The sequence below is a fragment of the Agrobacterium vacciniicorymbosi genome (genome assembly GCF_040427045.1).
Classification (GTDB): domain Bacteria; phylum Pseudomonadota; class Alphaproteobacteria; order Rhizobiales; family Rhizobiaceae; genus Agrobacterium.
Genome location: NZ_JBETMF010000013.1, coordinates 1 through 12,425, shown reverse-complemented (window position 1 = coordinate 12,425; position 12,425 = coordinate 1). Strand labels below are relative to the sequence as shown.

General features: G+C 56.9%; 11 protein-coding genes. 2 read left to right on the top strand and 9 right to left on the bottom strand.

Translation table 11 applies throughout. The annotated features are described in order from the left end of the window. Nucleotides 1-2: 2 nt before the first annotated feature. The 3 genes from ABUK73_RS18795 to ABUK73_RS18785 form a co-directional block, all read right to left on the bottom strand. On the bottom strand, nt 3-1,076 hold the full coding sequence (locus ABUK73_RS18795) for a carbohydrate ABC transporter permease (protein WP_353578627.1): 1,074 nt from the start codon (nt 1,074-1,076) through the stop codon (nt 3-5). Continuing rightward, nucleotides 1,076-1,987 (bottom strand): carbohydrate ABC transporter permease, encoded by a 912-nt coding sequence (locus ABUK73_RS18790; RefSeq protein WP_353578626.1) that lies wholly within the window; start codon nt 1,985-1,987, stop codon nt 1,076-1,078. Before ABUK73_RS18790 ends, ABUK73_RS18795 begins: the two co-directional genes overlap by 1 nt. 70 nt (nt 1,988-2,057) lie before the next feature. Continuing rightward, entirely contained in the window at nt 2,058-3,431 is a 1,374-nt protein-coding gene (locus tag ABUK73_RS18785; RefSeq protein ID WP_113086523.1) for an ABC transporter substrate-binding protein, read from the bottom strand. 96 nt (nt 3,432-3,527) lie between these two features. Here ABUK73_RS18785 and ABUK73_RS18780 point away from each other — a divergent pair, with 96 nt between their 5' ends. After that, nucleotides 3,528-4,667 carry an ROK family transcriptional regulator gene (locus ABUK73_RS18780; protein WP_353578625.1) on the top strand — a complete coding sequence of 380 codons (1,140 nt, stop codon included), beginning with the start codon at nt 3,528-3,530 and terminating at the stop codon, nt 4,665-4,667. A gap of 78 nt (nt 4,668-4,745) precedes the next feature. On the opposite strand, the gene ABUK73_RS18775 is transcribed toward ABUK73_RS18780, so the two are convergent. From ABUK73_RS18775 to ABUK73_RS18750, 6 genes are all read right to left on the bottom strand, one after another. Beyond that, nucleotides 4,746-5,750, bottom strand: coding sequence for a TRAP transporter substrate-binding protein (locus ABUK73_RS18775; RefSeq protein WP_353578624.1), 1,005 nt, complete (start codon nt 5,748-5,750; stop codon nt 4,746-4,748). Between the two features lie 49 nt (nt 5,751-5,799). After that, entirely contained in the window at nt 5,800-7,077 is a 1,278-nt protein-coding gene (locus ABUK73_RS18770; RefSeq protein WP_353578623.1) for a TRAP transporter large permease, read from the bottom strand. A 1-nt stretch (nt 7,078) separates the two neighbouring features. After that, complete coding sequence (locus tag ABUK73_RS18765; RefSeq protein ID WP_353578622.1) at nt 7,079-7,612, bottom strand: TRAP transporter small permease; 534 nt, start codon at nt 7,610-7,612, stop codon at nt 7,079-7,081. A gap of 3 nt (nt 7,613-7,615) precedes the next feature. After that, entirely contained in the window at nt 7,616-8,785 is a 1,170-nt protein-coding gene (locus ABUK73_RS18760; protein WP_353578621.1) for a fumarylacetoacetate hydrolase family protein, read from the bottom strand. A 173-nt stretch (nt 8,786-8,958) separates the two neighbouring features. Beyond that, a complete protein-coding gene (locus tag ABUK73_RS18755; RefSeq protein ID WP_353578620.1) occupies nt 8,959-9,675 on the bottom strand; it encodes a FadR/GntR family transcriptional regulator in 717 nt (238 codons plus the stop codon). A 33-nt stretch (nt 9,676-9,708) separates the two neighbouring features. Beyond that, nucleotides 9,709-11,154, bottom strand: a complete 1,446-nt coding sequence (locus ABUK73_RS18750) for an FAD-binding oxidoreductase (RefSeq protein ID WP_353578619.1) — start codon at nt 11,152-11,154, stop codon at nt 9,709-9,711. 188 nt (nt 11,155-11,342) lie between these two features. Here ABUK73_RS18750 and denD point away from each other — a divergent pair, with 188 nt between their 5' ends. Further along, complete coding sequence (gene denD / locus ABUK73_RS18745) at nt 11,343-12,326, top strand: D-erythronate dehydrogenase (protein WP_353578618.1); 984 nt, start codon at nt 11,343-11,345, stop codon at nt 12,324-12,326. Nucleotides 12,327-12,425 lie beyond the last annotated feature (99 nt).

Below are 12,425 nucleotides of genomic sequence, written 5' to 3'. Positions count from 1 at the left end.
AATTATCCCTTGATCCCGCCGAAGCTCATCTGTGTGATGTACTTCTGCGTGAAGGTGTAGAGGAGCAGCACAGGCAGAAGATAGATGATGCCGACAGCGGCGATCATGCCGTAGTCTGCGCCCATATTGTCCTGTGCGACGAAGAAGAGGTAGAGGCTCATCGTCATCTGGCTCTTGTCGATGAGCAACGTCTGAACGAAGACATATTCCTCCCAACCTCTGAGGAAGGTGAAGGTCGCGACCGCGATCAGGCCGCTACGCACCTGCGGCAGCACGATCATGCGAAACGCCTGCGAACGGGTGGCACCGTCGGTCACGGCGCTCATTTCGATATCCCAAGGCACATTGTCGAAGAAGCTTTTGAGCACGAAAATTGCAAAGGGCAATTCCAGTGCGCTCATGACCATCACCACACCTGCGAGGTTGTTGAGCAGCCCCATATAGTGGAGCTGAATAAAGATCGCGACGGTCAGTGCCAGTGCTGGGAAGGCGTGCAACAGCAACAGGCCCCGCAGAAAACTTTCACGACCGGCAAAGGCGAAGCGAGACAGAGCATAGGCCGCCGGGGTGGCAACGAGCGTGACGATCAGCGTCTGGCTAACAGCGAAGATCACCGAACTTCCGAGCGCCGTCCAAATGGAAGGCATCAGGTCTATGATGGTCGTTTCTGTTCCAGCGATGTCTCGATTCCACAAGAAACGGTAGTTATCTATTGTCATGTGCGGGGCGAGCAAAATCGCAACCAGAATAAAGATGACAATGCCAAGCGCCGACCAGGACAGAGCGGGTTTGCGCAGACGATCAGCTAGGAAAGCCAAGGCAATCGCGCCGAAATAGGCAACGAGCGCAATCCCTGCGGTGCGCCACAGAACCAGACGGCTGACGGCTTCATCCGACGACGTCAGCGATTTCACCAGCAGCCAGAGATACGGCAGGAGAACCGGGACGGAAACAATCGTCAGAAACAGGATGATTGCCGATAAAAAGCCAGCCCTGTTGGCAACACCGCGGCGCTCAAGACGCTGCCAGTGTGCGGAGGGGGCGGCAGGCATGGTATCGGTCTGGACGAGCGTCATCACAGCACCTCGATCTTCGGAGCAGAAAAGGTGGAGCGCATATTGCTGACACGCCACTGGATGAGCGTTACGACCACGCCAATGACCATCAGGCCGAGTGCCAGCGCAGCACCATAGGCATAGGCGCCGTTTTCGAATGCGCGACGATAGATATAGAGTGCGTATGGGGTGGAATCGTAGACCGGGCCGCCGCCGGTGATCAGCAGGATGTACTCATAGGTCGTCATCAGCGAAAGCGCCTGATAGATCGTGATGAAGCGGATGGGCTGTGAAAGCGCAGGCGCCACGACATACCGCAGCACACCCCATTCGCTGGCACCATCAACCCGCGCGGCGTTGGCAAGGTGGGACGGGATCGAGCGGATGGACGACGTCAGAATGACCATGGCGAAAGACGCGCCGACCACGCCATTTGCGAGAATGACGAGCAAGAGCGGAAAGTCGTTGCGCAGGTTGAGCGTCGGAAGGCCGAAGGTGCTTGTGACCTGGTTGAGCAGACCTGATGGTGACGGATCGGCAATCCATATCCACAAAATGCCGTAGAGGACGGCCGGGCTCATGCGCGGCAGAAGCCAGAGGCCGCGGAAGAAATTGCCGAGTTTGTCAGGTATGGCGGTAGACGTCATCGCCAGCAGCGTGCCGAGGCCGATGTTGAAAATGAACAGAGTTGCGGTGACATAGATCAGCGTCGTCAGCAGCACCATCGGCATGCGGGCATCCCGCTGCACGATGCGTTCGAAGTTCTGCGTCGTGAACTGCCCGACGCGCAGATTGGCACCCATATCGGTAAAGGCAATCACCGCATTGACGACGATCGGCGCCAGAAAAAACACGGCAAGCAGCGCTATCGCTGGCGCAAGATAGAGCATGGGCCGTGCCGGACGGTGCGCTCGGAGCTGGAATTGGGACATTGTGAATTACCGGTGAGAAAAGGCGTTGCCGCCCGGCGTCATGCCGGGCGGCAGGCAATGAAGTGAAATTTTAGTTGCTGGCGCTATCGCGGATTTCGATGTCCTTGCCGAACTGCATTTCGAGCTCGTCGGCGATGAAATCGACAGCCTGTTCAGCCGTCATCTTGCCGGTTTCAACAGCCTGAAGACCATTGAACAGAACTTTGTTGTAGCTACCAAACTGAGTGTGGTTCGGAACGAACTGGGCATTCGCCATCATCGGAGATGCCGCAGACAGGACCCAGTTTTCCTTGTATTTTGGCATCGCCGTCTGAGCGTTGCTGATTGCCGTGTGATAAGACGTCACGGCATGCTCATTGTTGAAATAGGGCAGCGATGCGAGCGCTACGAGGTCGGCAGCGATTTCTGCATTCTTGCTCTTGGGGTTGACGGCGTAAAGAATGGGGTGGGAAAGGTTGGCAGGCTTGCCGCCCTTTTCTGCGGCAGGAGCAGGCAGCCAGCCGATCTTGTGGAAGTAACCTTCCTTGTCGGTCGGCCATGTTGCACCGTTCTTTTCACCAACCTGCCAGGCAACAGCCCAGACGCCCTGATGGAAGATGAATGCCTTTTCCTGCTTGAACGCGCCCTGGATCGCTTCCCAGCTCATGGCCGTATTGTCGATAGGCGTTACGCCTTCCTTGGCATTGCGCTCATACCAACCCAGCGCCTTGGTCATCTCGGCCTTCGGGAACACCAGCTTGCCGGTCTTTTCATCCATGAACTTCACGCCGTAGGACTGGAAGACCATGAGATAGTCGATACCGACATTGGGGCGATGCAGCATGCCGTACTGGGCAGCCTTGCCGTCTACGACTTCCTTGGAGAGAGCGGTCAAATCATCCAGCGTGAATTCACCTGCCTCGACCTTGGCTGGAAGGCTTTCGATGAAGGCTTCGTCCTTGCCGATTTTGCGCAGCATATCTTTATTGTAGAAGAACATGCGGATTTCGGCATCCTGCGGAACGCCGTAAATCTTGCCATCATTGGCCTTGGCGGAGTTCCACAGCACCGGCAGGATATCGCCGTAAACCCATGGCGACGCAGCGATCCGCTCATCCATCTGCATTGCATAACCATCTTGGGCAAACTGATCGATCCACTCGTGCGGCACGGTGTAGATGTCTGGACCCTGACCGACAGAGAATGCCTTCAAGTTTTCCAGCGCCAGATCGTCCCAGCCCTTTACGGCGCTGTTGTTGGCTTCGATGACGATGTGCTTGTCCACGCCCGCTGACTTGAACTGTTCGTTCATGATCTTGGCCGCACCTTCAATATTGGTGATGCGACCCGGCGCCGTCTTGTCGGCCAGCGTGGAAATCTTGATCTTGATGTCTTCCGCATGCGCTGCGCCTGCGACGAGAGCGGAGATCGCAACGGATGTGAGAAGGGAAACAAATTTGGTCATGGAGGCGTGATCCAGTTGAAGAATGATTATTTAATTAAGTTGCTTAAGTAATAGATTTATGACATCGCAAATTAAATATGTTGAGGATGGACAACCGTGCTGAAACGACTGCGCCCGCTTGACGAGATTGGCGATACACAAGCTGCGGTGCTGAGATTTCTGCGCCGCAGGGGTTCTGCCTCACGCGCGGAGATTGCTGAATTTTGCCGCGTTACCCCGGCAGCCGTCAGCATGATGGCGCGTGACCTGATCGAACGCGGTATCGTCATAGAAGGTGCACGGCGTGCCGGCGGGCGTGGTGCGCCACACATCGATCTGATGCTGGATGGCAATGTTGGCTATGCGCTGGGCGTCCATGCGAACCGCTATACGCTGACGATGACACTCCTGGATTTCTGCGGCAAACGGGTTGGAGAGCAGCATTTACATGGCCCTTACGACACCCTCGCCGACATCCAGACATCCCTTGGCAGACTCAAGACGGACCTTCTCGGCACGCACGGAATCGATGAGCGCCTGCTGATCGGCGCTGGTATTGCCATGCCGACCCGCTTCCGTCAGGGCGCGACCGTTCTTGATCTGGCAGAAGAAGTGATTTCCTGGGCAGGTTCCGATCTGACGTCGACGCTCAACGACGCGCTTGGCTGTCCTGTCATCATCGAAAACGATGCCAACGCCGCCGCCATGGGTGAGCTTGCGCTGGGCAATGCGGATGAACACGACAACTTTGCCTATCTCTACCTGTCCGAAGGCATCGGCAGCGGGCTTATCATCGGCAAGGAGCTTTATCGCGGCAATCTGGGCAATGCGGGCGAAGTTGGCGCGCTTCGCGCACGCGGCTTGACACGCCCGTCTTTCGAAGACCTCGCAATCTGGTGCAAAGAGCATGTCGGGCATATTCCAGATGGCCGAGCGCCCGACCAATGGACAGCCTATCTCGAGGAAAACCACGCAGTTCTAAACGCTTGGCTGGAGCGCGCCGGACCGCAGACCGCGCAACTTGCCTTCTCGATAGCGGCTGTTCTCGCGCCCTCCGCGATTTACATCGGTGGCACCCTGCCCCCTATGGTCCGTGAAGAGTTGGCCAAATGGCTGGACTTTGCGACGTCCAAACCGTTCGAAGGCGCGCGCGTTCTTCAACCTGACATCCGCATCCCGCAAATCCCGGCAACGGATTCCGTCGCTTTCGGTGCCGCCGCCATGATACTGCACAGCATTCCGCGACAGAACGCCTGACACCGAACTGCTGGTTTCAAAACGACAAAGGGACCGAGCTCAACGCTCAGTCCCCTCTGTGTTTTAGGCTGTGATGACTTACTTACGGATTTCCGTCAGCTCGGCAATGATCGAGTCAACAACATCAGGACCAATCTGGGCCTTGTGCTTTTCATAAACGACCATCGACTTTTCGCGGATACGCGCCTGTTCTTCCGGCGACAGCGTATTCACCTTAAGACCGGCTTCCCTGATTTTTTCAAGCGACGTCTTGTTCAGCTCCTGAATAACCTTGCGTTCTTCATCACGACCAACCACGGCGCATTCACGAAGGGCAGCCTGCTCTTCCGGCGTATAGGTATCGAAAATTGCCTTCGAGAACAAAAGCAGGAATGGCGTGTAGGCGTGGTTCGTCTCGGTAATGTATTTCTGGACCTCGAAGAACTTCGACGTGTCGATCGTCACATAGGGATTTTCCTGTGCGTCGATGGCGTTGGTTTCCAAGGCCGAGAAGACTTCACCGAATGCCATCGGCGTGGGGTTTGCGCCAAGGTTCTGGAATGTATCGAGGAAGATGTTGTTCTGCATGACGCGAACCTTCATCCCTGAAAAATCTTCCCACTTGGTGACGGGACGTACGGAGTTCGACAGGTTGCGGAAACCGTTTTCCCAATAAGCGAGATTGACGAGACCAGCCCCTTCCAGCTTCTCGTTCATCATGTCACCGAATTTGCCGTCGAGCACTTTGTAGGCTTCCTGCGGTGTGGCAAACAGGAATGGCAGATCGAAGACGCCAAGCGCTGGAATGATGCCGACCAGCGGTGAAGACGAGGTGACGACACCTTCCTGTACGCCGGAACGAAGAGCCTGCGTCGCCTGAAGGTCTCCACCCAATGCACCGCCCCAGAAAGCCGTGATCTTTAGCTTGCCGCCCGACTTTTCGTCGAGGCAGGCCTGCATCGCCTTGATGCCATTTCCGACGGGGTGGTCTGCATTGATACCGTTGGAAATGCGAATATTGCGGGCGTTGAACTCGGCAAAGGCCGGAGCAGCGGCTGAAACGCCAAAAGCAATCGCCGTCGTGGCTAGAAGCAGTTTTCTCATAATATCCCTCCCTGGATTATTGAAAACATCATGTATGGATCGCCGGTTGCTACCGCAGCCAGCGGGCAGGCACGAGTACGAGGTCCGGAAACACGACCAACAGGAACAGCACGATGGTCTGCGCCGAAAGGAATGGCCACACACCTATGGTGACTTTGCCGAGCGGGATCCGCCCAACACCGCTGACGACATTCAACACGACACCAACCGGCGGTGTGATAAGGCCGATACAATTGTTCATGATGAACATCACACCGAAATAGACGGGGTCGATACCGGCCTGTTTGATGATTGGCATCAGCACCGGCGTCAGGATCAAAATGGTTGGCGTCAGATCCAGCGCCGTGCCGACGACCAGCACAAGGATCATGATAACAAACATCAACAGCATCGGACGATCGATCAGCGGTTCGATATAACCGGCGATTTCTGCCGGAATATTCGCAGCCGTGATAAGCCACGCAGAGACCAGAGCTGCACACACCAGAAACATGATGACGGAGGTCGTCTTGGCAGCCTGCAGAATGACGCGCGGCAGGTCCTTTGGCTTCAGTTCGCGGTAGATGACCATGCCGACGAACATTGCATAGGCAGCAGCGATAACCGCGGCTTCGGTCGGCGTGACGATACCAGCCTTGATACCACCCAGAATGATGACGGGCATGCCCAGCGCCCAGGCAGCGCGCCCGGTTGCGTTCAGCCGTTCCGACATCGGCGCCTTCGGCAAGGGCTCGACCTTGTCTTTGCGAACAACGATCAGCCAGGCGATGACAAGCGCCAGCCCCATCATGATGCCGGGCACGATACCGGCCATGAAGAGTTGCGTGATGGAAACGTTTGCCGCCACACCGAAAACAATGAAGGCCATCGATGGCGGAATGACCGGCGCGATGATGCCGCCAGCCGCAATCAAACCGCCAGCGCGTGGCACGTTGTAACCGGCCTTCGCCATCATCGGCAGAAGAATGGCGGCAAGCGCTGCGGTATCAGCGGCGGCTGATCCCGAAATACTGGCCATGATGATCGCCGCCAGAATGGCGACGATGCCGAGGCCGCCGCGGATGTGGCCGACGCAGGCAATCGCAAAATCGATGATGCGGCGGGAAAGACCGCCGGAATTCATCAACTCACCGGCCAGAATGAAGAACGGAATGGCCAGAAGCGTGAATGTATCGGCACCGGCAATCATGTTCTGCGCAATGATCTGCGTATTGAACATGCCCATGAACCACATGAGCATGACGCCGCAGAACATTAGCGCGAAAGCAACGGGTACGCCGATCACCATCGCTCCCAGAAGCGACGCGATAAAGACGAGAAGGGTCATATCAGGTGCGCTCCGCCAGTTGCTCGATGGTCAGGTTTTCACCGGCGAAAGCAGCAATTTCATCATCTGTCACGCGGCCCGTCAGCAAGCGAAACAGGCGCTCGAGCGCAATGATCGTCATGCCTGCACCTGTGAAAAGGCCGATGCCATAAACCCAGATCATAGACATGCCCGTGACCGGTGCCGCCATGCTGGCATTGATGGGAAACTGCTTCCAGGTACCCCAGAAGAAGATGGCGGAGCAGGCGATGATGACCAGATTGGACAGGATCATGCAGATGATGCGACCACGACGCGACAGGAACATCACCAGCGTTTCGATGCCGAGATGGCTGTGTTCGCGAAAGGCGACGACGGCGCCGATGAAGGTTAGCCAGACGAAGAAATAGCGTGACAGCTCTTCGGATACGTTGAGGCCCGAATTGAAGCCGTAACGCATGATCACGTTGACAAAAACCATGATCGCCATGCCGGACAGGAGAATGATCAGCAGGACTTCAAGGAAGCGGTAAAAGAGGTCGATTGCTCTTTGCATACCTCACACCTTTCCCAAAAGACCGCGCCCAGCGAGATTGCGAACCAGCGCGCCGACTCCGAAGCTCCATTCCGGGCAGGCATCCGTGCGCTCGACCCAGTTTACAAGACGACCGAGTTTGGCTGTCGAGATTTCCACCCGGTCACCCACTTCATGGGTAAAGCCTTCGCCAGCGCCGCGACGATCCTTTACCGGCGCAAACATGGTGCCGAGAAACAAAACCGCGCCATCGGGGTACTGATGGTTACGGTTTCTGAGTTGCGAGGCGAGGCTTTCCGGTGAACGGCTAATCGCTTCCATGGGGCTTTCGCCCGTCATCTCGAAGCCGTCTTCGCCATGAACCTTGAGAGCTACCCGGACCTTGCTCAAATCATCCATGGTGAAGCCGCTATCGAACAGGCGAATAAACGGGCCAATGGAGCAGGAGGCGTTATTGTCTTTCGCTTTGCCCAGAAGCAAAGCGGAGCGCCCTTCGACATCCCGCAGGTTCACGTCGTTGCCCAAAGTGGCACCGACAATTGTGCCATCGGCGCGCAGAACGAGGACGACTTCCGGTTCCGGATTGTTCCACTGCGAAATGGGGTGAATGCCGACAAGGTCGCCACATCCGACTGACGACATGGGCTGCGACTTCGTAAAGATTTCTGCATCGGGGCCAATGCCGACTTCCAGATATTGCGACCACAGGCCCATATCCTGCAGCAGTTTCTTAACCTCGGCAGCTTTCTCAGAACCGGCAACGAGCCCCCGAAGACTGTCCCCCAGAACCGGAGCGAGTTTGGCGCGGATATCCTGAGCGCGACGGGGATCGCCCTTGGCCTGCTCTTCGATGACGCGTTCCAGCATACTGTCGGCAAAGGTGACACCAGCAGCCTTGATGGCCTGGAGATCGATGGGGGCAAGGATTTTACCGGTTTCACCGGAGAGAAAACTTTGCAGGCTACCAAGGTCGGGCAGGCTGGACGCGGCATGCAGCGTTTGCACTAGACTATCCATCTCCAGAAGTCCGGACATGGTGGCGGCAATGCCGGTGAGGTCGAGGACGCGCCCGTCCGAAATCAACACCGGGCAAGGGCCGGCGCTGGCATTCGACCAGACACGCCCAACCAAAAGAGCCTCGGCTGCGTCATCCGGCAAAATGGATTCTGCGCGCAATACACGTTCGGAATTCAAAACTCGTCCTCCACATTCCCCAGGCAAATGCGCCCTCCAGCGCCGCTTGCCCTATTGTCAGGATGTCTGACAATGCTCCTGATTGCATTTCTAATATGGCTTATTCGCTATGTCCAGCGCTCTCGCGCCAGTAAAATTGTATAGGCTGTGGCTACCAACCCAACCGCCACACCTCAATAGACTTCGAGTATCAGATCGAGGCGTTGTGCCGCACCAATCAAGTGATGGCGCATTGCCGCACGCGCCTTCAACGGGTCGCGCGTCACCAAGGCATCACGGATGGCCACGTGTTCAGCAATGGTCGTTTCGACAATTTCTTCAAGAACAGCAGCGGCGCGCGCTGCGTTGATGGCGAGGCTGATACGCTCGGCAATGAAGCCTATGAAGAGGGAGAAATACTCATTGTGCGTGGCCGCGGCCAAAGCACGGTGGAAAACGAGATCGGCAACGATGCCTTGGTCCGTCCATTTCTCCGCACCCGTCATCTGCGCAAGCGCATCATCGAGCTTTTGCAGATCGGCATCGTCGTGGTGAACGGCCGCCAGACCGGCGGCCTCGATTTCGAGAGGCATGCGAAGCTGGAAAAGGCTGCGAAAGCTTTCCCGATCATACAGCGCGTTCTGCTCTATGCGGATGGAGCCCCGCCCCTTGGCTTCGGTCACGAAAGCACCGATGCCCTGGCGGGTTTCGACCAGTCCTTCATTGCGCAACTCGGCTATGGCTTCCCGCACCACCGAGCGACTGACACCAAAGGTCTTGGCAAGAACATGCTCTGTCGGCAGCTTATCACCGGGCAATATCCGGCCTTCCGCGATTTCCTTGCCGATGTGACCGGCAATGCGCGCCGGGAGATGTTCATTCCGTCTGATCTGGCTGAAATCCGCCGTCATGCACTTGTCCGCCTTTGATGATGCCAGACTATTCTACGATATGTCGTTGAAATTCAATTGGCAGCCCGGGTTCATCACCATCGACGGATCGATTGCTCTTTTGACCGCCGTCAGCAAGGCGCGCTGCGGTGATGGCAAACGCTCTTCAAAATCGCCCCGCTTCAAACGACCGATGCCATGCTCGGCACTGATGCTGCCGCCATAGATGTCCACGACCTCGTTCACGACGACCTTGGCTTTATAGATCATGGCATTCACTTCATCCGCCGGTAGGCCGGATGGCGGCAGAACATTGAGGTGCACATTGCCGTCCCCGACGTGCCCGTAGGAAACGCTGACACAGGTTGGAAGCGCATTCGACACCGCCTTTTCTGCGTCGCGAACGAAATCCGCAAGGCGTGAAAGCGGCACCGAAATGTCCGTGCGCATATGCGGACCGCGCTTGGCCTGCCCCTCATTCATGCCTTCGCGGATCAGCCAGAGATTGCGTGCCTGAGCCTGCGAGGACGCGATCACACCATCGATCACAAGGCCATCCTCCATGACACCGCCCAGAAAACGCTCCATCAGATCTGGAATATCGACCAAGCCAGAGCCGGAGATTTCCATCAGCACATAGGCTGGATAGTTCCCCGCAATCGGCAAAGGCAGATCGGGCATTGCTTCGCGGGCGAGAGTAAAGGCAAGCGGCGGCATAAATTCGAAAGCTGACATCAGATCGCAGCAATCGCGTCGCGCGCGGCGGTACAGAGCGATGACATCATCGAGCGAATTCAGACCCAGCAACGCCGTTGCGACCTGATCGGGGTTCGGCATCAGCTTGATCGAAACCGCGGTAATGATACCGAGTGTGCCTTCGGCCCCTATGAAAAGCTGTTTGAGGTCGATGCCGCGATTGTCCTTGCGCAGCGTGGATAGTCCATTGAAGATCGTGCCATCTGGCAACACCACCTCAAGCCCCAGCACCAGTTCCCGCGTCATGCCGTAGCGCAAGACATTGATGCCGCCTGCATTGGTCGACACGTTGCCGCCGATGCGGCATGAGCCCTGTGCACCGAGCGCAAGCGGGAAATACATGCCCTTGGCGGCAACCTGCTCTTTCAACTCTGACAGAATGCACCCGGCCTCGACCACCGCAGAAAAATCATCCGCATCGATGTCGCGAATGGCCGCCATGCGCTCTAGACTGAGGATAACCTGGCGATCAGGCTGATCGGGAATCGCGCCTAGCACAAGCCCGGTGTTACCACCTTGCGGAACGATGGAAAGCCCAAGCTCCCGGCAGGCAAGAACCGCAGCGCTGACACCTTTTGTCGAACGCGGGCGCAAGACCGCAATCGCGTCACTGGTCACGTCGCCGTGCCAATCCCGACAGAAGCGCTGCATTTCGGCCTGATCCGTCAACACGATATCGCTGGTCAGTGCCGCGCGGAGAGATTCCTGCAAATTCCGAACCGCGCTTGCGACATCGGCTGTCATAGTCCCGCCTTTCCAATCGTACCGCAGTTTCAGGACCCATGCCGATGTTCCTCAGCGCGGACTGTTTTTGCGGGTGGTAAGTCAAATCCCTGTTTTCAATCCAGCAATATATGGTTATCAGACAACCTTACAACGAAAATTTTTGGCGTCATCTGAGATGCTTGTTGTCGTTACGGAGGAGAGACGAAATGCATATTCTGATCATTGGTGCGGCAGGCATGGTGGGCCGTAAGTTGACGAAACGGCTTTGCAAAGACGGACATCTGGGCGGCAAGCCGATTTCGGAGATGACGCTGGTTGATGTCGTCATTCCAGAAGCTCCCAAGGGCTTTAGCGGCAAGGTGAACACCAAGGAAGCCGATCTATCGGCACCGGGCGAAGCTGAAAAATTGGTGGAAGCCCGGCCAGATGTCATCTTTCATCTGGCCGCAATTGTGTCCGGTGAAGCGGAGCTCGATTTTGACAAGGGGTACCGGATCAATCTCGACGGCACGCGCCATCTCTTTGACGCCATCCGTTTGGCCAACGGGGTGGACGGCTACCGACCCCGCGTCGTCTTCACATCCTCAATCGCGGTTTTCGGCGCACCTCTGCCATACCCCATCCCCGACGACTACCATACGACGCCGCTGACCAGCTACGGCACTCAAAAGGCAATCTGCGAGTTGCTGCTCTCGGACTACAGCCGCCGCGGTTTTCTGGATGGTATTGCCATACGCCTGCCAACAATCTGCATTCGCCCCGGCGTCCCGAACAAGGCGGCATCCGGCTTCTTTTCCAACATCCTGCGAGAGCCGCTGGTTGGAAAACCCGCCGTCCTGCCGGTGTCTGACGACGTTCGCCATTGGCACACGTCGCCACGCTCGGCTGTCGGCTTTCTCATTCACGGCGCAACTATTGACTTGGAAACGGTCGGCCCGCGCCGTGCGCTTTCCATGCCGGGCCTCAGCGCCACGGTGGGTGAACAGATCGAAGCGCTGCGCCGGGTAGCGGGTGATAGTGCCGTCGCTTTGATCCGCCGCGAACCCGACGACATGATCATGAAGATGGTGGCTGGCTGGGCTCCGGGCTTTGATGCAAGCCGCGCCACATCGCTCGGGTTTCAGGCAGAAACCTCCTTCGACGACATCATCCGCGTGCATATAGAAGACGAGCTTGGTGGAAGCATCTAAAAGAGGTCGATGAGCAGAAAGGCACTGCTGTCCGGTTTAATCTCACACCCATTGCATTACCATCTGGTCTTTGTGTCGGTTGGTGCTGGGTGGTGGTTT